This window comes from Streptomyces sp. NPDC048417 (assembly GCF_040651615.1).
GTDB lineage: Bacteria > Actinomycetota > Actinomycetes > Streptomycetales > Streptomycetaceae > Streptomyces.
The window spans coordinates 1-19,488 of record NZ_JBEZKI010000059.1 but is presented as its reverse complement, the minus strand read 5'-3'; the positions used below and the strand labels follow the sequence as shown (position 1 = coordinate 19,488).

Genomic DNA, 19,488 nt, shown 5'->3' with positions numbered 1-19,488 from the left:
CCCGGCACGCCGAGAGCACGCACCGGACGCCGCTCCTTGACGGGCGAACGTTGCCTGCCGGGGCACTAGGTCCGGGTGCGCGACCACCAGTCGAGGCGGACGCAGAGTTTCCCGCCGAGCCAGTACTCGACCCAGTCGCCCAGGTCCATCGGCGCGCAGCCGGCCGGGGGCGGGGTGCTGGGAGTCGGGGTCGGGGTCGGCTTCGGGGTCGAGACGTCCGGGGTGGGAGCCGGCGTCGGGGTCGCGGTCTCGGTCCGGCCGGAGAGGGCCGAGCGGTAGACCCGCGACGAGCGCGGGTTGTCCGAACACTGCCAGACACCGTGCGGGCAGTAGTCGGTCAGCGTGTTGTACAGCGGCTTGTGCTCGTCCATCCAGGTGAGCATCCGGCGCATGTATTCGGCGTTGTCACCGTTTCGGAAAAGGCCCCATTCCGGGTAGGAGACGGGTTTCCTGTGGGCCTTCGCGAAATCGACGTGCTGCTGGAGTCCGTAAGGCTCCCGCACCTGTTCGTCGAAGGAAAGACCGGTCGGTTGGTCGTAGGAATCCATTCCGACGATGTCGACCGTGTCGTCCCCGGGGTAGCACTCCGTCCACGGGACGGCGTCGCGGCCGCGGCTCGGCGTGAAGTCGAACCGGAATTTCTGGCCCGGCACCGCACGCATGGTGGCGACGATCCTCTTCCAGTATTTCTTCCAGGCCTCCGGGTCGGGCCCGCAACGATGGGTGTAGGTGGTGCCGTTCATCTCCCAGCCGAGCACGACGACCGTGTCCGGCACCTCCAGCTCCACCAGCCGCTCGGCCAGGGCCCGGAAGTGGTGATCGAACAGCCCGGCGGCGCCCTGCGCCAGCAGCGACCGGACCTCGGCGTCCCCGACGTGGTCCTCGTTGCGCTCCTGCATGGGCACGTTGAGGACGAGCATCCGGTCGTCCTTCTCCCGCCGCCAGTGCGCCCAGACGTCCAGGAAGCCGGGTGCGCCCTCGATGTCGGCCCAGCGGTCGCCGGGCAGATACGTGTGCGCGACCTTCAGCTCGGTGCCGCCGAGCCAGCCGCTCAGCTGGGCCATGCGGGCCACGCCCAGCGGCCCGGAGTCCAGGAAGGCCCCGAAGGCCGGCGGCGCCGCCCTGGCGGGCGCGGGCGTGGGGCCGACCGGTGTCGGTACGACCGCCGCGGGACTGGCCGGGACCGGCAGGGGTGCCGCCGACGCCGGGACGGACGTCGTGGGTGTCGGAACCGGAGCCGGAGTCGGGTCCGTGACCAGCGCCACCTCCGCACCCGCGGCGAATCCCGGACCGGTCGCCAGGGTCGCCGAGGCGACGACGACCGCCGCCACCGCCGCGACCACAGCCCGCCGGTGCGACCGGGACCTCGGCCGCTTTCGCTGCTGTGGAGCCATGCCTGCTCCTTTCTCCACCAGTTCTCGTCCGTTCTTCTCGTCCGTTCGCACGTTCGCTGAGGAAGTACCACTTACTGACACTCAGTCATATCAATATGAATACCGCCAGTGCGGCTGCGGCTTTCGGGTGCGCCGAACGCCCGCACGGGTGAACCGAGGCAAAGGAAAAGGTCCGTGTCGCTGCTAGACATCCGGGTTCCCGCGGTTCTGCTGCGGATCGACCGGAATCCCTTTCACCACGGCACCCTCGGGGCCGTGCGCTCGCTCGGCAGAGCCGGCGTGGACGTCCACCTGGTCGCCGATTCCACCGGCAGCCCGGTCGGCAGGTCGCGTTTCGTACGGCAGCTGCATCCGCCGCCGGCGCCGGGTGCGTCCGCCGCGGAGATCGTGGCCGTGCTGCGCCGGGTGGCGGCGCGGGTCGCCCGTCCGGCGGTGCTGATCCCGATGGACGACGCGAGCGCGATCGCGGTCGGCCGGCTCCGCGAGGACCTCGCGCCCTCCTATCTGCTGCCGCATCAGCCCGCCCTGCTTCCCGAACGGGTCGCCGACAAGGCCGAGTTGGCCCAGGTGTGCGCGGCTGCCGGGATCCCGCACCCGCAGACCCTCGTCCCGGACAGCGCCGAGCAGGCCGCCGCCGCCGTCTGGCGGCTCGGGCTTCCGGTGGTCGCCAAGTGGAGCCGGCCCTGGCTGGTGCCGGCCGGGTCCGGGCTGCGCAGCACGGTCGTGGTGCGCTCGGCCCGGGAGGCGCGGGAGCTGTTCCTGCGCGCCGACGAGGCGGGCAGCAGGCTGCTGCTCCAGGAGTTCCTGCCGCCGGGCCCGGACCGCGACTGGTTCTTCCACGGCTACGCCGACCGCACCGGGGCGGTACGCGCGGGCGGCCCCGGCCGCAAGCAGCGGGCCTGGCCGCGCGGCGCGGGCCTGACCGCGGTCGGCCTGTGGACGCCCAACCCGCAGGTCCAGGGACTGGCCGAGCGGCTCACCGGCGAACTGGGCTTCCGGGGCATCTTCGACCTGGACTTCCGGCGCTGCGGCAGCACCGGCCGCTACCACCTCCTCGACTTCAACCCCCGTCCGGGCGCCCAGTTCCGGCTCTTCGCCGACAGCGCGGGCCTGGACGTCGTACGCGCCCTGCACCTGGATCTGACCCACCGCCCGCTGACCGCCGGGGCTCCGCTGGCCGGGCGGGCGTTCGTGGTGGAGAACTACGCGCCGCTGAGCGCGCTGCGGCCGGCCCCACGCGGGCGTGAGCTCGCCTGGAGCGCGCCGGACGACCGGGGGCCGGGCCTGGCGATGTGGGCGCTGTGGTGCCGGCATGTGGCGGGCCGGCTCCTCGGCCGGCTGCGCCGCGGCACGGCCCCGGTCCCGCGGCCGGTCTCCGTCGTGGTCCGCCAGGCCGGGGAACCGGCCGGGGAACGCCGCCCGGCCGCCCTGGACGAGGAACTCTCCGGAGTGTCCGGTGCCGCCGGCCTCGCCGGTCTGCCCGACCGGTCCGACGACGAGAAAGCGAGCAGCTGCTGATGTACGACCTGTTGGTGGTGGGCGCGGGCCCGTACGGCCTGTCCATCGCGTCCCACGCCGCGGCGGCGGGGCTGAACGTGCGTGTCTTCGGCCGCCCGATGGCGTCCTGGCGCGACCACATGCCCCGCGGGATGTTCCTCAAGTCCGAACCGTGGGCCTCCAACCTGTCGGACCCCGAGGCGCGTTGGCGGCTGGACGTGTACTGCGCGGGCCGGGGGGTGGAGGCCCGGCACGGGCGGCCGATCCCGCTGGACATGTTCACCGAGTACGGCCTGTGGTTCGCCCGCAACGCCGCCCCGCCCGTCGACGAACGCACCGTCACCCGGATCGCGCCCCATACCGGCGGATTCGACGCGACGACGGAGGACGGCGAGACCCTGCACGGCCGGACCGTCGCCCTCGCGGTCGGCGTGCTGCCGTTCGTCGAGATCCCCTCCGCGCTGCGCGGCCTCTCCCCCGACCTGGTCTCGCACAGCAGCCACCATGCCGACCTCGACCGCTTCCGGGGCCGGGACGTCACGGTGATCGGCGGCGGCCAGGCGGCCCTGGAGACCGCCGCGCTCCTCGCCGAACAGGGCAGCAGGGTACGGGTGCTGGTGCGCGCGGAAGAGCTGTACTGGAACGAGGTGCCGCCGCCCTGGGAGCGCCCCTGGTGGCAGTCGGCGCGCGCCCCGCACAGCGGCCTCGGCCCCGGCTGGCGCAACTGGTTCTACTCCGAGCGCCCCGGCCTGTACCGGCGGCTCGCGGAGCCGACCCGGGCGCGGATCGCGGCCACGGCCCTCGGCCCGGCCGGCGCCTGGTGGGTGCGGGAGCGGGTGGAGTCCGGGGTGGAGGTACTGCTCGGCCGCGAGGTGACGGCGGCCCGGGCCACCGCTGCCGGGGTGCGTCTGGACACCGAGACGCGCGGCGGCGTGGGCACCCTGGAGACCGAACACGTCATCGCGGCCACGGGGTTCAGGGCGACCCGGGACCGGCTCGGGCTCCTGGCGGACGACCTGCGTACGACGCTGGTGACCGGGGCCGACGGGGCGCCGGAGGTCGGCCGGGACTTCGAGTCGTCGTACCCCGGGCTGTTCCTGGCCGGTCTGATCACGGCCGCGGGCTTCGGCCCGGCGATGCGCTTCGTGCACGGCGCCGGCTTCACCGCGGGCACGCTGGTGCGCGGGGTACGGCGGCGGCTGCGCTCGGGCCCGGCCGGCTGGGGCCTCGACACGGACCGCCGGGAACAGGCACCGGACCCGGTACGGAGCTGACGGACGCGGGTGCCGGAGCCTGAAGGAGGCGTCCGGCACCCGGCGGGCTAGGACCGGCGAGACGCGGCTCGGCCTCGTCGGTACAGCATCGTCCCGGCCGCGATCAGTGCGGCGCTGGCGGCCGAGGCCGCGAGCATGGCCCCACGGTCACTGCCGGTGTGCGGCAGGGTGGGCGGTGATCCCTGGTGGTGTCCGGCACCGGGCGTGGGTGTCGGACTCGGTGGCGTAGGTGTCGGACTCGGTGGCGGAGGTGTCGGACTCGGTGACGCGGGCGTCCGGCTCGGCGGCGGGGGTGTCGGACTCGGCGACGGAGGTGTCGGGCTCGGCGGGGGCGGAGTCTCGCCGCAGGGGGGCGAGGTCTCTCCGCCGTAGGGGGGCGGGGTGCTGCCGGGCGAGCCCTCGGCGCCGTAGCCCGAGTCGCAGACCGTACTGCCGTAGCCGGAGGTGTCGGTGCCCGAGTCGCCGTAGGACGTCTCGGGTGCGCGGTTGTCGGTGTGCTCGTCGGAATCCGACGCGCTCGCACAGGAGTTGCCGAAGGCCGAGTTCAACGCGGCGGCCACGTCGATCGAGTTGCCGCACACGTTGACCGGCACGTTCACCGGGGCCTGGACGTTGTTGCCGGACACGACACCCGGTGAACCGCCCGCGGTCCCGGTCGCGTCCGTGTCGGCGAGCGCGGGACTGGCGTACAGGGACAGCATGCCGGCCGCGGCGGCGGCCACGACCATTCCCCTGCTGAGGGTCTGTCGCAATCTCGTTGTCTTCCTGCTCAGAAGTGGAAAAACCGGCCTCGGAGCGCGGATGCGAAGGATCGACGGTCCGAGGCCGGCCGTGACACAGCCGGACGGCTGGTGCGCTGTGCTGACGTCGTCAGTCGTTGGCGCAGGCGTTGCCGAACGCGGGGTTCAGCAGAGCGATGACGTCGATGGTGTTGCCGCAGACGTTGACCGGAACGTGGACCGGAACCTGGATCACGTTGCCGGAGAGAGCGCCCGGAGAACTGACGGCAGCAGCCCCGGCATCCGAGTCCGCGAAGGCCGGAACGGCAGCGCCCAGGGCCAGGATTGCACCGGCGGCGACAGCAGCGGTCTTCTTCATGAACTTTCCCTTCTCTGCGGTCATGCCCATATGACGGCCGAAACCGAGCGAGCACAGCATGAACGGCTCGCACCATGACCGGCAGACTGTAGAACGAGAAATAGGCAGCCGAAGAAACTACGGAACGCGCGCCGTCGGGTAATTCACTCGAACGCCTTCACCTCAGGAAATGGCCGATAGCAGCGAAATCCGCTCGGGCGGCGTGTGAACGCACGCCGCCCGAGCGGATTTCACGAAGCCGGGGTCACTGGTTGGCGACGCCGTTGGCGGAGAGGGCCGCGATGTCGTCCAGGACGTGCGACAGCGGCTCGTCGCCCTTGGCCTGGGTGGAGTTCTCGGCGCACTGCTGGTTCTGCGGCGCGGACAGGACGTTGATGTCCTGGACGTCGATCGGGACAGCGCCGAGGATGGCCTGCACGTTCCCCTTGACAGGCAGACCGACGCACAGCTTGTTCAGGGAGCTCTGGACCAGCGTGGCCTGCGGGCTCATCTTGCCCTTGGTCACCTGGTTGCCGAACTCCGACTTGGCGCCGTTGCCGCTCGCCGAGGTGGTGCCGTGGTCGTTGCCGGTGGCAAGCGCCTGGGGGGCTGCCGCCGCCGACACACCTACGACGGACGCGGCGACCGCCACCGCGGCCATTGCCTTCTTCAGCATTTCGCTAATTCCTTTCCCGGCTTTACGCCAAGACGGACGTTCCTGCCCGGCATCAACCGCCCGCGCCCGGAATGGTTGCGGCAGGCACGCGGTACGTCACCCGATCGGACCGGTGCCCCCTCCGGAATTCCCGCGAGAACCGGCCCGGCGGCGGGGTCGGGGATTGCCGGACCATGGGCCATCGGGGTGAAGGGGAGCAACCAATGGGATCGCATGCAGTTGACCAGAGAGCTCCGGTCGACGGGGTGTCCTCAGAAGGGAATTGACAAGTGATCAAGAAGGTTCTGGCCGCCACCGCTGTCGCAGCCTCCGTTGTCGGCGCCACCGCTGCGGCCGCCTCGCCCGCCCTGGCCACCGGCAACGACCGCGGCACCACCTCGGCGAGCGGCAACGGCGCCTCACAGGCGTTCGGCAACTCCGCCACCTACGGCAGCATGAGCCCCCAGCTGGCGCTGATCCAGGGCTCCTTCAACAAGCCGTGCATCGGCCTGCCTGTCAAGGGGAACGTGCAAGGCCTCCTCGGCGCTGTCCCGATCAACGTCCAGGACATCAACGTCCTGTCCGCGCCGCAGAACCAGCAGTGTGTCGAGAACTCCACCCAGGCCAAGGGCGACGAGCCGCTGTCGCACATCCTGGACGACATCGCGGCCCTGTCCGCCAACGGCACCGCCAACAAGTAGTCCCGACGCCTTCCGGACCCCTGTCGGGGTGCTCTCGGCCGGCGGGCCGCCGACTTCTCGGCTCCCCACCGGCCTGCGTCGTTTCCGGGACACCCGCACCCGTCGGGGCGCTCGTCGCCTAATCGGACTGCGCTGCTCCAATGGGAGCAAAGCACGCAACCCGGGCGCGGTTTCGGCCGTTGACGATCACGCAGCTCCTCCCCGGAGTCCGCCTTTCGAAAGGGAACGAACATGAAGAAGCTGTGGGCAACCGCGGCCGTTGCCGCCACCGTCGCAGGACTCGCGGCCACGGCCGCTCCCCAGGCCCTGGCCACTGGCAACGACAACGGCACCACCTCGGCCAGCGGAAACGGCGCCAAGTCGGAGTTCGGCAACTCGGCCACGTTCGGCGACCAGAGCCCGCAGCTCTCGTTGGTCCAGGGGTCGCTCAACAAGCCGTGCGTCGGCCTGCCCGCCAAGCTGAACCTGCAGGGCCTCGCCGGCGCTGTCCCGATCAACGTCCAGGACATCAACGTCCTGTCCTCCCCGCAGAACCAGCAGTGCGTCGAGAACTCCACCCAGGCCAAGGGCGACGAGCCGCTGTCGCACATCCTGGACGACATCGCGGCCCTGTCCGCCAACGGCACCGCCAACCAGTAGTCCGGCAGACGTTCCGCGGGCGGCGGGCCACCGGTTCTTCCGGTGGCCCGTCGCCTTTTTCACGCCCCGCGGCTCACTTTCGGTACAGCGCCTCGATCTCGTCGGCGTAGCGGGCGGTCACCGCGTGCCGCTTCACCTTGAGGGACGGGGTGAGCAGGCCGTTGTCCTCGGTGAAGTCGCCCTCGACCAGGGCGAAGGCACGGATCGACTCGGCGCGGGAGACGGCCGCGTTGGCGTGGTCGACCGCCTTCTGCACCTCGGCCCGCAGCCGGTCGTCACGCACCAGCTCGGCGAGCGGGGTGTCCGGCGGCAGCTTCCGTACGGACAGCCAGTGCGCGAGGGCTTCGGGGTCCAGAGTGATCAGCGCGGCGACGAAGGGCCGGTTGTCACCGACGACCAGGCACTGGCCGACGGGCGCGCGGCTGCGCAGCCGGTCCTCCAGGACGGCCGGGGAGACGTTCTTGCCGCCGGAGGTGACCAGCAGGTCCTTCTTGCGGCCGGTGATGGTGAGATAGCCGTCCGCGTCGAGCGCGCCGAGGTCGCCGGTCGCGAACCAGCCGTCGTCCGGGAGCACTTCGGCGGTCGCGGCCGGGTTGTTCCAGTACGACCCGAAGACCACCGGCCCCTTGATCAGTACCTCGCCGTCGTCGGCGATCCGGACGGCCGTCCCGGGGATCGGCTGTCCGACCGTGCCGGGGCGGGGCGCCAGTGGCGGCACGATGGTGGCGGCCGCGCTGGTCTCGGTCAGGCCGTAGCCCTCGTAGACGACGATCCCGGCCGCGTGGAAGAACAGGTTGAGGTTCCGGTCGAGCGGGGAGCCGCCGCTGATGGCGTACCGCATCCGGCCGCCGAGTTCCTTGCGGATACGGCGGTAGACCAGCAGGTCGTACAGGGCCCAGGCGGCGTACAGGCCGGGGCCGGGGCCCTTTCCGGTGCCGAGGAACCTGTTCAGGTAGGCCTCGGCGAAGCGCACGCCGATCCGTTCCGCCCGGTCGAAGGAGGCGGCCCGGCCGATCCTCTCGGCCGTCGCCCGCCCGGTGTCGTGGATCTTCTCGAAGAGGTACGGCACCCCGACCAGGAACGTCGGCCGGAACTCCCGTAGGGCGGGCCGGAGTTCGTCCGGCTTGACGCTCGGGAAGTGGCCCATCTCGATCCGGCCCATCAGACAGGCGATCTGCAGCGTACGGCCCAGGATGTGGGCGAGCGGGAGGAACAGCAGGGTCGAGGCGGCCTGCCCGGTGACCGCCTGGAAGACCGGGTACAGCAGCTCGACCGTGTTGGCGGCCTCGGCGTGCAGGTTGGCGTGGGTGAGGACGCAGCCCTTGGGGCGGCCGGTGGTGCCGGAGGTGTAGCAGACCGTGGCGGTCGAGTCGGGGGTGAGGGTGCCACGGCGCTTGGCGACGTCCTCGTCGGGGATGTCCGCGCCGAGGGCGGTGAGTTCGGCGACCGCGCCGCCCGCCGCGGCAGCGGCCGATGTCTCCGTCAGTTCCCAGATGCGCGGGGGTCGGGGGTGCCGGGCGGTGCCGGTGGTGACGGTGGCGGTGTTCTCCGGGGTCTCGGTGACGACATGGCGGGCGCCGGAGTCCCGGACGATCCACTCCACCTGCTCGGCGGAGGAGGTGGGGTAGACCGGGACGGTCACCCCGCCCGCCGACCAGATGGCGAAGTCGAGGACCGTCCACTCGTAGCGGGTGCGGGACATCACGGCCACCCGGCCGCCGGGTTCGAGACCGGCGGCGATCAACCCCTTCGCCACGGCGGTCACCTGGGCGGCGAAGGCCGCGGCGGTCACCGGGCCGTCGGGGCGCCGAAACGCCGTGGCGCCGGGATCCTCGGCCGCGTTGGTGTGGGGGAGGTCGGCGAGGGAGCCGGTGGCGAGCGGCGCGGCGAGATGCTCCCGGCGCACCTCCCGTACGACGCCGGCCTCGTCCCTGATGACTTCGACCTCGCCTCGGGAGGCGAGGTCGGTACGTCGACGTGCTCGCTTGAGGTCGCTGCGTACGCCCATGGGGCGACAACTTACTCGTAGGTAAGGACGCGTCAACGGGTTGGGACGGGTGGGATTCCGAGTGCGGGTGGGTGGGGGTCGAGCGCGCCCACGCGGGCGTCGGCGTGCGAGGCGCGGTCGAGCTCTCGTGCGATCAGCGCTGCGCCCGTTCGATCTTGGTGGCGGCGTCGGCGACCGTTCGGCCATGGGCGGCGGGGCGCCCGCCGTAGGGGTCCTCATCGCTCCACAGCGTCGTCGGGGCAGTCTTGCGGACCACCGGTATGACCTCACTGGCGAACCGTTCGAGCATGGTGAGCTGCTGCTCATGCGGGATGAACGTCGGGAGGCTGAAGGACTGCAGATCGTGTCCGAACCCCTCGTGGAACCAGAGGATCTTCTCGGCGATCTGCTGCGGCGACCCGACCAGGACAGGGCCACGCTCGATGGCGTCATCGATGGTCGCGAACGTCATCTCGTTGCCGGGCGTGTGGTTCCCGGGCCGGTTGAAGTAGGCCACGATCTGCTCGTACGCCGGCCCGAAGGCCTCCCGCGCCTCCTGGGTCGTGTCGGCCAGGTAGAGGAAGCCCGCACCCGCGCCGACATAGGCGAACCGGGGATCGTGCCCGTGTCGGGCGTACTCCTTGCGGTAGTGGTCGATGAGTGCGGTGTAGTTGTCGCGGGGCTGGATGGCGTTGGCGGAGAAGAGCGGGTCGCCCCACTTCGCCGCGAGGCTCGCCGAGGCCAGCGTGGTCGCTGATCCGTGCCACACGCGAGGGGCGCCGGCGAAGGGGCGTGGCAGGCTGGTGACCTCGTTCAGCGGTCCGCGAAAGCGACCCTGCCAGGTGACGTTCTCCTCGCGCCACAGCCGGTGGAGCAGCTCGTACTTCTCCGCCAGCGCATCCCACTGGTCGCCGTTCTCGATGCCGAACATCGGCAGCTGACGCAGCTCGTTGCCCTTGCCGATGACGAGTTCGAGTCGGCCGCGGGAGAGCTGATCGATCGTGGCGTAGTCCTCGGCGACGCGCAGCGGGTCGTGGATCGACAGGACCGAGACGCCTGTCTGGATCCGGACCCGGCTGGTGGTCGCGGCGATCGCACCGAGCAGGACCGTGACGCCGCTGGAGAGGAAGGCACCGGCGTGCCGCTCGCCCAGCGCGACCGCGTCGAACCCGAACTCCTCGGCGTAGCGTGCCGAGGTCAGCGCCTGGGAGTACCGCTCGTCGGTACGGATCTCACGCCCGGTCACCGGGTTCTTGAGGTTCGGCAGGATGTCGAGGACTTGAAACTTCATGAGACAACCTCTGGTTCTTTCGCTGGACTGTTTGTCGGCGGACTGAGGCAGTGCTGGTTCAGGCTTCGCGCGTGAGGCCAGGAGCGAGACCTGAGCCGTTCGGCGGGCCGTTCGAAGCGGCGTTCCACTGCCGCAACAGACTGTTGACCGCCTGACGGCCGGAGCGGTTGGAGCCGACGGTGGACTGGGACGGTCCGAAGCCGACCAGGTGCACGCGTGGTTCGCCGGCCACCTGGGTGCCACGCATCGTGATCCCACCGAGCTCGTTGCGCAGCCCCAGAGGCTCCAGGTGCGCCAGGGCGGCCTTGAAACCCGTGGCCCACACGATCGCGTCCACCGGGGTGAAGGAACCGTCCGCCTCGCGGACGCCGCCGGGTTCGAGGGCGGTGAACATGGGACGACGCCGGAGTGCGCCGCGCTCCTTCGCCGCCAACGCGTACGGAGTCCAGGCCAGGTCGGTGTAGGAGACGACGCTGCCAGTGGGCCTGCCTGCTTCGACATCGGCGGCGACCTTGGCGACGATCTCACGGCCGGCGACCTCAGCCTCGAACTCACCGTCACGGAAGACGGGTTCGCGACGCGTGTACCAGAACGTGGTGGCCACCCGTGAGATCTCCTCCAGCTGCTGGAGTGCCGAGATGCCACCGCCGACAAGGGCGACCCGCAGCCCGGCGAGCCGGTCGGCCGAGACGTAGTCGTGGGTGTGCAACTGGATGCCGGTGAAACGCTCCTGCCCCGGGTAGCGGGGACGGACGGGGTTGGTCCAGGTGCCGGTGGCGTTGATGATCGCCCGGGCGGTCCATCTCCCTCCGCTGGAGTCGACCACCAGCTCCCCGTCGGGCCGGGCGTCCACACGCCGTACGCCGGTGACGGTCACCGGCCGCAGGATCGGCAGATCGCTCACGTGCTCGAAGGCGGCGAAGTAGCGCGGCACCGCGGTACGACTGGGCTCGTCGGGGTCGACGGGCGGTTGCGGGAAGTCGGGCAGGTCGAAGATGCCGTTCACGGTCGCCATCCGCAGCGACTCCCACCGGTGCCGCCACGCCCCACCGGCTGCCGGTTCGGCATCGAGCACCACGAAGGTCCGGTCGCTGTCAGGGCCATCCGTGCCGGTCAGGGCGCTGGTGAAGCCGCGCCGCTTCAGGTGGTAGCCGACCGAGAGGCCCGACTGCCCGCCGCCTATGACCACCACCGTCGCGCGCCCACCGGCTCGCCCGGGCTCCGCCCTGTACATCGCTTCCCAGGCCTCGTTCGCCAGCCTGGTCGAGCCCCTGGCCGCCGTCATCACAGCCCGACCGGGAGGTGAGCCACCTTGTCCGGGTCACTGTCCTGGTAGGGCGAGGTACCGTCCATGCCGCCTCCTTGCCGATACTTGCCTTGGCAAGTATTCAAACAACATGACGGCGCATGTATTCCCGGCCTGCCCGGCGGCGCCGTGATCCTGGTCACAGCCCGTACGACAACCCGGCTCGCCGGGAAGGACTCCGTCGACTCCGGGACGCTTCCGGCGAGCAGCCCTGGCGGGGCGTGTCAGTCGTCCGCGTTCGAGCGGGTCGCCTCCCTGATGGCTGTCGCCAGGTCGGAGACGGCCTTGTCCTCGGTCGTTCGGGCCAGTGTCGTGGCTCGGGAGTGGAGGCTGCTGAGGCTCGGCCTCCCCGGGATGCGGTAGTCCCCTCCTCCCAGCTCGTCCGCGAAGTAGGCCGCCACCGCCGTTACCTGGAAGCGCGGGGACGCCGTCCATACCGAGTCGTGCAGCGCGCCGGTCTCCATCGCGCCCGTGTTCTCGTGCGGGGCGCGGGTCTCGGGGTCCAGCCAGCGGACCGTGGCGGTGGCCAGGTGGCCCTCCGCGTTCGGCTTGGTGCGGACCGCGTAGAGGGCGGTCACCGTGTGGCCCGGGCCCACCTCGCCGCCGTCCACCCGGTCGTCGCGGAAGTCCTCGTCGGCGACCTTGCGGTCCCGGTAGCCGATCAGGCGGAACTCGGCGACCGTGTGCGGGTCGAAGGCCACCTGGGCCTTGGCGTCTCGGGCCACCAGGTCGATGTTCTGCGGGAGTTGCTCGCAGAAGACCCGGGTCGCGGTGGCGGTGTCGGAGACGTACGTCGTGTGGCCGTCGCCCTTGTCGGCGAGGCGTTCCATGAGCGCGTCGCCGTAGTCGCTGCCGACGCCCACGCCGAACAGCGTGATGCCGTACTCGCGGCGGTCGCTGTCGATGCGCTTCAGGATGGCGTCGGGGTCGGTCTCGCCGTCGTTGGCGAGGGCGTCGGAGATCAGCACGACACGATTGGTGGCGTCCTTGCGCAGGCCTTTGACGGCGGTGGCGTAGCCGGTCTCCACGCCCTCGCCGAGGTTGGTGGAGTAGAGGGCGGCGAGGCTGTCGACGGCGTCGTGGATCTTGCCGCGGTGCCCGGCGAGGCGGGTCATCGGCAGGACCGTCTCGGCGTGTTCGCTGAAGGCGACGATCGCGACCGAGTCGTCGCCGCGCAGCCGGTCGGTCATCGTGTCCAGGGACTTCTTGGCGAGGTCCAGCCGGCCCGGCTCGTCCATGGAGCCGGAGACGTCGATGACGAAGGTGAGGGCCGCGGGCGCGCGTTCGGCGGTGGCGTCGGCGGGCCGGGTGGCGAGGCCCACCCGGACCAGGGACCAGTTCGGGTCGGTGGTGCGGGCGCCGTCCACCGTGACCGTGAAGCCGTTGTGGTCGGGGGTGGGGTAGTCCTGGCGGAAGCTGTTGACGAACTCCTCGGCGCGGACGGTCGAGGGGGCGGGGCGCTCGCCGTCGGCGAGGGTGCGGCGGGCGTAGCCGTAGGACGCGGTGTCCACGTCCAGGGCGAAGGTGGAGAGGTGGTCGGCGGACGGGGTGGTCGCGGAGTCCTCGCCCTGCGGCCGGCTGGGAGCCGGGGCCGGAAGGCCGTTGCTGTATTTCGCGTCGCTGGACGAGTGGCTGCCGTCGCCCGCGCCGCAGGCCGTCAGCAGCAGGGCGCCCGCGGTGGTGAGGGCGAGCAGTGCCCCTCGGCTGTGTCGTATCCGGTAACGCTCCATCTGGTGTGCCCCCTGTGCCGGTCGGAGTCGGCCTCGGCCGTCTGGCTCTCTGGCTCTGTGCCGACTCTGACGGCGCAAGGGGGTGGAACGTGCGACCCGAAGCGTTGCGGATGGATCTCGAACCGGCCACGGACCTGGGGTTTCGATGCCGGAGGGAGATCGTCCGGTGACCTAGGAGACCACGTCCTTGCGGGCGAAACCCCGGAAGGCCAGGGCGAACAGCACCAGGGCGTACGTTATGGAAATCGCGGTTCCCTGGATCATGCCGGACCACTCGAGATGCGGCTGTACGGCGTCCGCCCAGGCGAACTGCCAGTGCGCGGGCAGGAAGTCGCGCCAGTGGCCGAGGGCGGTGACCGCGTCCAGGACGTTGCCGACGATGGTCAGGCCGACCGCGCCGCCGACCGCGCCGAGGGGCGCGTCCGTCTTGGTGGAGAGCCAGAACGCCAGCCCCGCGGTGACCAGTTGGGACAGGAAGACGTACGCCACCACGATCGCGAGGCGCTGCGCCGCCGTGCCGGTGTCGAGTTCGCCGCCGGTCGGGATCTGGAGCGGCCCCCAGCCGTAGGCGGCGGAGCCGACGGCCAGGGCGACCAGCGGCAGCAGGACCATCGCGGCCAGGCTGAGGCCGAGGGCGACGACCAGCTTGGACCACAGCAGGCGGGCCCGGGGCACGGGTGCGGCGAGCAGATAGCGCAGGGAGGACCAGCTGGCCTCCGAGGCCACCGTGTCGCCGCAGAACAGGGCGACCGGGATGACCAGCAGGAACCCCGCCGACACGAACAGGTTGACCGCGGCGAAGTTGGCGCCGGACGCGGTGGCCGTGTCCAGCAGGGTGACCTGGCCGTTCCGCTCGCCCGGCTGGCCGCCGATGGCGAACGCGATCAGCAGGACGAACGGCAGTACGGCGAGGATCCCGCCCATCACCAGCGTGCGGCGGCGCTTCAGCTGGCGGACCAGCTCGACGCGCAGCGGCAGGGTGCGGCCCGCCTGATAGCCGGAGGCGACCTCGGTGAGCGTGCTCATGCGGAACCTCCGATCAGGGTCAGGAAGGCGTCTTCGAGACGGCGGTGGGGGCCGACCGACGCCACGGGCACATCGAGCCGGACGAGTTCGGCGACCAGCCGCGGTGCGCTGCCGCCGGGCTCCATGCGGACCAGCAGTCCGTCGTCCGCGCGGGTCACCGAGGCGACGCCGGGCAGCGCGGCCACCTTCTCCACCACGGGCTCCTCCACGGGCACGCCGGTGCCGACGAGCAGGGTGTCGCCGGAGCCGACGATCTCCGCGACCGGGCCGGCCTGTATGAGCCGGCCGCGGTCCATCACCACGAGGTGGGTGCAGGACTGCTCGACCTCGGCGAGAAGATGGCTGGAGACGATCACCGTGCGGCCGGCGGCCGCGTACCGGATCATCACCTCGCGCATCTCGCGGATCTGCGGCGGGTCGAGGCCGTTGGTCGGTTCGTCGAGGATGAGCAGGTCCGGCAGGCCGAGCATGGCCTGGGCGATGGCGAGGCGCTGGCGCATGCCCTGCGAGTAGGTGCGGACCGCGCGGGCCAGCGCGTCGCCGAGGCCAGCGATCTCCAGGGCCTCCTCGATGTGGGAGTCGGCCGCCGGACGGCCGGTGGCCTGCCAGTACAGCTCCAGGTTCGCCCGGCCGGAGAGGTGCGGCAGGAAGCCGGCGCCCTCCACGAAGGCGCCGACCCGGGAGAGGACGGGGGCGCCCGGGCGGATGGCGTGGCCGAAGACCCGGATCTCGCCGCCGTCCGGCTTGATCAGGCCCATCAGCATGCGGAGTGTGGTGGTCTTGCCCGCGCCGTTCGGGCCGAGCAGGCCGAGGACCTGGCCCTTCTCGACGCCGAAGGACAGCTCCCGGACCGCGTACCGGTCCGAGGAGCCCGCGTAGCGCTTGCTCAGGTCCGTGATCTGGAGCGGGACCTCGGCCAGCTCGGGGTCCGGTGCCGGAGTGGCGGTACGGCGGCGGCCGGTGAGCAGCAGGGCCAGGGCGGCGAGAGCTCCGGCCAGCGGCAGCCACCACACCCAGGCGGGCAGCGCCGCGGCGGCCGTGTCCACCTGGGGTGCCGTCGGCACGCCGAGGGCGCTCTTGAGGGAGACGGTGTAGGTCGCCGGGGCGGTCGGGGAGGCGTAGCCGAGGTCGGTGGAGGCGAGGACCAGGCGCAGCCGGTGGCCCTTCTGCACCTCGTGGTCGATCGCCGGGAGGGTGATCGTGACGTCCTTGCCGGACCTGGTTCCCTCGACACGGATCGGGGCGACCAGCTGGGCGGGCAGCACCTGCTGGGTGCCGTCCGGGCCGACGTCGTACACCTTGCCGAAGAGCACGGCGTCGTCGCTCGTCGAGGTGATGTGGACGGTGGCCGTGGGTGAGCCGGTGATCTGCACGTTGTCGGCGACGGGCGCCGAGTCGAAGCGGGCGTACTGGCCCGGGAAGTCCAGGGAGACGCCGACGCCGAGGGAGGAGAGCTGGGCGAGGCCGCCGCCGGCGCCGAGGCCGGGCAGTGCGGAGACGGCGGGCGGGGTGGCGCCCGCCGGGTTCTCGACGCGCTGTGTGCCGCCCGTCAGGGCGATGGACTTCCGGTCGCTCTCCAGGCCGGGGTAACTGTCCGAGGTCGCGCCGCGCAGCTGGGCGGCGCCGTCGGTGGAGTCGACGCCTCCGGTGCGGGTGATCCGGAAGGCCGGGCCGGTGTCGGTGGCCTTGTCGCCCTTCAGATAGCGGTCGAACCAGGAGGTGACCCGGCCCTCGACGCGGCTGGTCTCCAGGTCGCCGCCGTCGTGCCCGCCGGCGATCCAGTCGACGTCGACGGGGGCGCCGCCCGCCCGGATCGCCTTCGCTGCGGCGTCGGACTGGGCGAGCGTGAAGAGGGAGTCGGTCTGGCCCTGGAAGAGGAGGGTGGGCACCTTGATGCGGCTGCCGACGGCCGACGGTGAGCGCTCTTCGAGGAGCTTGACCGCGGCCGCGTCCGGCTTGCCCGACTCGGCTACCCGGTCGTACATCGCGCACAGCGCCGGCTCGAACCTGGCGCAGCCGCCGCCGGTGTTGAAGAAGATCCCGGCCCACAGCTTCTTGAACACGCCGTTCGGGAAGAGGGCGTCCGCGAGGTTCCAGTACGTGATCGACGGGGCGATCGCGTCCACGCGCTGGTCGTAGCCGGCGGTCAGCAGGGAGATCGCGCCGCCGTAGGAGCCGCCGGCCATGCCGACGCGGGGGTCGCCGGGCTTGTCGAGCTGGACCTGGGGCTGCTTCGCCAGCCAGTCGATGAGCCGGGAGACGTCGGCGACCTCGCCCTTCGGGTCGTTCAGGCCGATGCTGCCGGTCGACTTGCCGAAGCCGCGGGCGGACCAGGTGAGGACCGCGTAGCCCTGGCGGGCGAGGTCCTCGGCCTCCTGGCGCATGTCGGCCTTGGAACCGCCGAAGCCGTGGGCGAGGAGGACCGCGGGGCGTCGGCCGGTGCCGGGGGTGGTGAAGAACGAGGTGTCCAGCTGTACCCCGTCGACGTCCATGACCTTGTCGGACCGGTGCACCGGGGACGGGTCGTCGGACGCGACGGCCGTCCAGGTGCCGGCGCCCACGAGCACGACGACGGCGGCCGCGGCGGACAGAAGTCGCCGCGGCCGCCGAAGCAGGGCTCGTAGGCCGGGGGGTCGAAGATCCATGCCCTCAACGGTACGGGCCCGGACTGACATCCGATGCCGACGGTGGGGTGAACCCCCGGCCATCCCCGAGGAGTACGGCCGCGTTGCCGCGTACTTCGGGTGCGGTACACCGGGGCGCCGGGGCGACTCCGGGTGCGGGCCGGTGGGGGCCGTTCGCGCCCGCGTGGCGGAGCCGCATATCAGCCCCCGCGCCCCTGAGGTTGGCCGCCCTCCCCACACACCGCCGCTCCACCAGATCCCGCCGCAGCGGCGATCAGCCGCTACGGCGGATTCCGGCGGTGCCGAGCCGGCCGGTGGTCCCCCGCGGGACCGTGGGGGCTGAGCGCGCAGCTCCCCGCGCCCCTATCGGGGCGCTTCGGTCCGTGCAGACACTTGCGCGCCGTCGTGGCTTGTCGCGCCCGCGCGGCGGTAGCCGCACATCGACACAGCCCCGCGCCCCTTAACGGGGCGCCACGTCCTCCGGGATCGAGACCACCCAGTGGGTCTCCTTGCGGGGGCGGAGGTAGAAGGCCCAGTAGAGGGTTGCCGCTGCCGTGATGCCGCCGGTCCAGAGGAGGTAGGTCGTTTCCTGCTGGGTGAGGATGTAGGCGAGGACGGCGATGAGCACGATCGGCATGGCCGGCCAGAGGGGCATGCGCCAGGCCGGGGTGTGCTTGTGGGCGCCCCGGCGGGCCAGCAGCGCGGCGACGGCGACCAGGAGGTACATGCCGGTCACCGACACGCCCGTCACGCCGTACAGGGTGTCCAGGTTGACGAAGCAGAGCAGGGCGCCGGGGACGCCGACGGCGAGGGTGGCCACCCAGGGGGAGCCGAAGCGGCCGAGCCTGGAGAGGGCGCTGTTGACCGGGGCGGGCCAGGCCTTGTCGCGGGCCGAGGCGAACAGGACGCGGGAGTTCTGGATGACCATGACGATGCCCGCGTTGATGATGGCGAGGGCCACGCAGAGGCTCACGAACGTGCCGACCGCGGAGTTGGACCAGGCGGTGACCATGGAGCTGATGTCGCCACCCGTCAGTTCCTTGAGGTCGGACGCGCCCATGGTGATCGCCGCCACCGGGACCAGGATGATCACCGTGGAGATCGCGAGGGTGGTCAGGACCGTACGGGCGACGTTGCGGCGCGGGTTCTCCAGTTCCTCGGAGAGGTAGACCGCCGTGGAGAAGCCCTGGGTGACGAAGAGGGCGATGGCCAGGCCGGAGACGACCAGCATCGCGGTGACGGTGGTGGTGTGGCCGCCCGTGTCCGCCACCTGCATGGAGGTGAGGCTGCCGGCGCCGCGGTGGCTGTGGGAGAAGCCCAGCACCGCCACCACGCCCGCCGCGATGACCTCCAGGACCAGGAAGATGCCGGTGATCCAGGCGTTCGCGCGCAGGTCCAGGAGGCCGGCGAGGGTCGCGAGGAGCATCACGCCGGCGCCGGTCATGGCGGGGTCCAGGTGGACGATCGGGGCCAGGTAGTCGGCCGTGCCCATCGCGATCACCGGGGGCACGATCATCACGACGAGGAGGGAGAGGACGAAGACCAGCCAGCCGGCCAGGCGGCCCGCCATCGTGGAGACCATCGCGTACTCGCCGCCCGCGCTCGGGATGAGCGTGCCCAGCTCCGAGTAGCAGAACGCGACGGCGATACAGAGGAGGGAGCCGATCGCGATCGTCAGGGCGGTGGCGGTGCCGAGGGAGCCGAACAGGTCGGGGACGACCACGAAGAGCGTCGAGGCGGGGGTCACGCAGGAGAGGGTCAGGAGGGTGCCGCCGACCACGCCGATGGAGCGCTTGAGCGTCTTGGGGCTGTCGGACACCTCGGGGAGGGCGGTCTCGACGGGGCGGAGCGTGTCGGTCATGTGCGGCGGTTCCGATCGCGTCGTGCGGATGCCTCCGGCGGTTGGGCTGTGCTGCATGGAACCCCGACGAAAACCGCTGCGTCAATGGCTGTTTACCTTCGGATTCCGTACCCGTAAAGCGACCGGGGTCACATCGCTTTCACAGGCCCGGACGCGCGAATAGGGCAATCATCAAACCCTTCGCCCGCATGACCTTGCTTTCGAAGGTCACCCATCGGGACTACTTAAGTCATCCGATTCATCCCGTCCACACGGGAACCGCAGCACCGCCGACAAAAAAAGTCGGGGCCGTCCGGTATCCGGACGGCCCCGACAGGGTCAGTCGGTCACTGTCAGTGGTTGCGCGGGAAGCCGAGGTCGACGCCGGCGGGAGCGTCGGCCGGGTCCGGCCAGCGGGTGGTGACGACCTTGCCGCGGGTGTAGAAG

The 19,488-nt window shown here is 71.5% G+C and carries 15 protein-coding genes; 4 read left to right on the top strand and 11 right to left on the bottom strand.

The window, feature by feature from the left end:
• Window positions 1-65: 65 nt before the first annotated feature.
• Window positions 66-1,394, bottom strand: a complete 1,329-nt coding sequence (locus AB0D59_RS49275; RefSeq protein ID WP_362579156.1) for a glycosyl hydrolase — start codon at window positions 1,392-1,394, stop codon at window positions 66-68.
• 174 nt (window positions 1,395-1,568) lie between these two features.
• Here AB0D59_RS49275 and AB0D59_RS49270 point away from each other — a divergent pair, with 174 nt between their 5' ends.
• On the top strand, window positions 1,569-2,912 hold the full coding sequence (locus AB0D59_RS49270) for an ATP-grasp domain-containing protein (protein ID WP_362579153.1): 1,344 nt from the start codon (window positions 1,569-1,571) through the stop codon (window positions 2,910-2,912).
• Window positions 2,912-4,165 (top strand): NAD(P)-binding domain-containing protein, encoded by a 1,254-nt coding sequence (locus AB0D59_RS49265; protein ID WP_362579150.1) that lies wholly within the window; start codon window positions 2,912-2,914, stop codon window positions 4,163-4,165. Before AB0D59_RS49270 ends, AB0D59_RS49265 begins: the two co-directional genes overlap by 1 nt.
• Window positions 4,166-4,212: 47 nt before the next feature.
• Here AB0D59_RS49265 and AB0D59_RS49260 read toward each other — a convergent pair whose 3' ends face one another.
• The 3 genes from AB0D59_RS49260 to AB0D59_RS49250 all read right to left on the bottom strand — a co-directional run bounded on the left by AB0D59_RS49260 (window position 4,213) and on the right by AB0D59_RS49250 (window position 5,918).
• Window positions 4,213-4,917: a chaplin gene (locus AB0D59_RS49260; RefSeq protein WP_362579147.1), complete on the bottom strand. Its 705-nt coding sequence runs from the start codon at window positions 4,915-4,917 to the stop codon at window positions 4,213-4,215.
• A 118-nt stretch (window positions 4,918-5,035) separates the two neighbouring features.
• A complete protein-coding gene (locus AB0D59_RS49255; RefSeq protein ID WP_362579185.1) occupies window positions 5,036-5,263 on the bottom strand; it encodes a chaplin in 228 nt (75 codons plus the stop codon).
• 244 nt (window positions 5,264-5,507) lie between these two features.
• Window positions 5,508-5,918, bottom strand: coding sequence for a rodlin (locus AB0D59_RS49250; protein ID WP_362579144.1), 411 nt, complete (start codon window positions 5,916-5,918; stop codon window positions 5,508-5,510).
• Between the two features lie 269 nt (window positions 5,919-6,187).
• Between AB0D59_RS49250 and AB0D59_RS49245 the strand changes: the two genes are divergently transcribed.
• On the top strand, window positions 6,188-6,598 hold the full coding sequence (locus AB0D59_RS49245; protein ID WP_362579141.1) for a rodlin: 411 nt from the start codon (window positions 6,188-6,190) through the stop codon (window positions 6,596-6,598).
• 231 nt (window positions 6,599-6,829) lie between these two features.
• Entirely contained in the window at window positions 6,830-7,237 is a 408-nt protein-coding gene (locus AB0D59_RS49240; protein ID WP_362579138.1) for a rodlin, read from the top strand.
• Window positions 7,238-7,310: 73 nt separating this feature from the next.
• On the opposite strand, the gene AB0D59_RS49235 is transcribed toward AB0D59_RS49240, so the two are convergent.
• The 7 genes from AB0D59_RS49235 to AB0D59_RS49205 all read right to left on the bottom strand — a co-directional run bounded on the left by AB0D59_RS49235 (window position 7,311) and on the right by AB0D59_RS49205 (window position 19,062).
• Window positions 7,311-9,245, bottom strand: coding sequence for an AMP-binding protein (locus AB0D59_RS49235; RefSeq protein ID WP_362579135.1), 1,935 nt, complete (start codon window positions 9,243-9,245; stop codon window positions 7,311-7,313).
• Between the two features lie 133 nt (window positions 9,246-9,378).
• The gene (locus AB0D59_RS49230; RefSeq protein ID WP_362579132.1) at window positions 9,379-10,515 is read right to left on the bottom strand and encodes an LLM class flavin-dependent oxidoreductase; all 1,137 of its coding nucleotides are present in this window, start codon (window positions 10,513-10,515) and stop codon (window positions 9,379-9,381) included.
• Between the two features lie 58 nt (window positions 10,516-10,573).
• A complete protein-coding gene (locus AB0D59_RS49225; protein ID WP_362579129.1) occupies window positions 10,574-11,800 on the bottom strand; it encodes an NAD(P)-binding domain-containing protein in 1,227 nt (408 codons plus the stop codon).
• 245 nt (window positions 11,801-12,045) lie between these two features.
• A complete protein-coding gene (locus AB0D59_RS49220) occupies window positions 12,046-13,551 on the bottom strand; it encodes a von Willebrand factor type A domain-containing protein (RefSeq protein WP_362579126.1) in 1,506 nt (501 codons plus the stop codon).
• Between the two features lie 171 nt (window positions 13,552-13,722).
• Window positions 13,723-14,577: an ABC transporter permease gene (locus AB0D59_RS49215; protein ID WP_362579123.1), complete on the bottom strand. Its 855-nt coding sequence runs from the start codon at window positions 14,575-14,577 to the stop codon at window positions 13,723-13,725.
• The gene (locus tag AB0D59_RS49210; protein ID WP_362579120.1) at window positions 14,574-17,222 is read right to left on the bottom strand and encodes a CocE/NonD family hydrolase; all 2,649 of its coding nucleotides are present in this window, start codon (window positions 17,220-17,222) and stop codon (window positions 14,574-14,576) included. The genes AB0D59_RS49215 and AB0D59_RS49210 overlap by 4 nt, the downstream gene beginning before the upstream one ends.
• Before the next feature lie 439 nt (window positions 17,223-17,661).
• A complete protein-coding gene (locus AB0D59_RS49205) occupies window positions 17,662-19,062 on the bottom strand; it encodes an APC family permease (protein WP_362579117.1) in 1,401 nt (466 codons plus the stop codon).
• Window positions 19,063-19,488 lie beyond the last annotated feature (426 nt).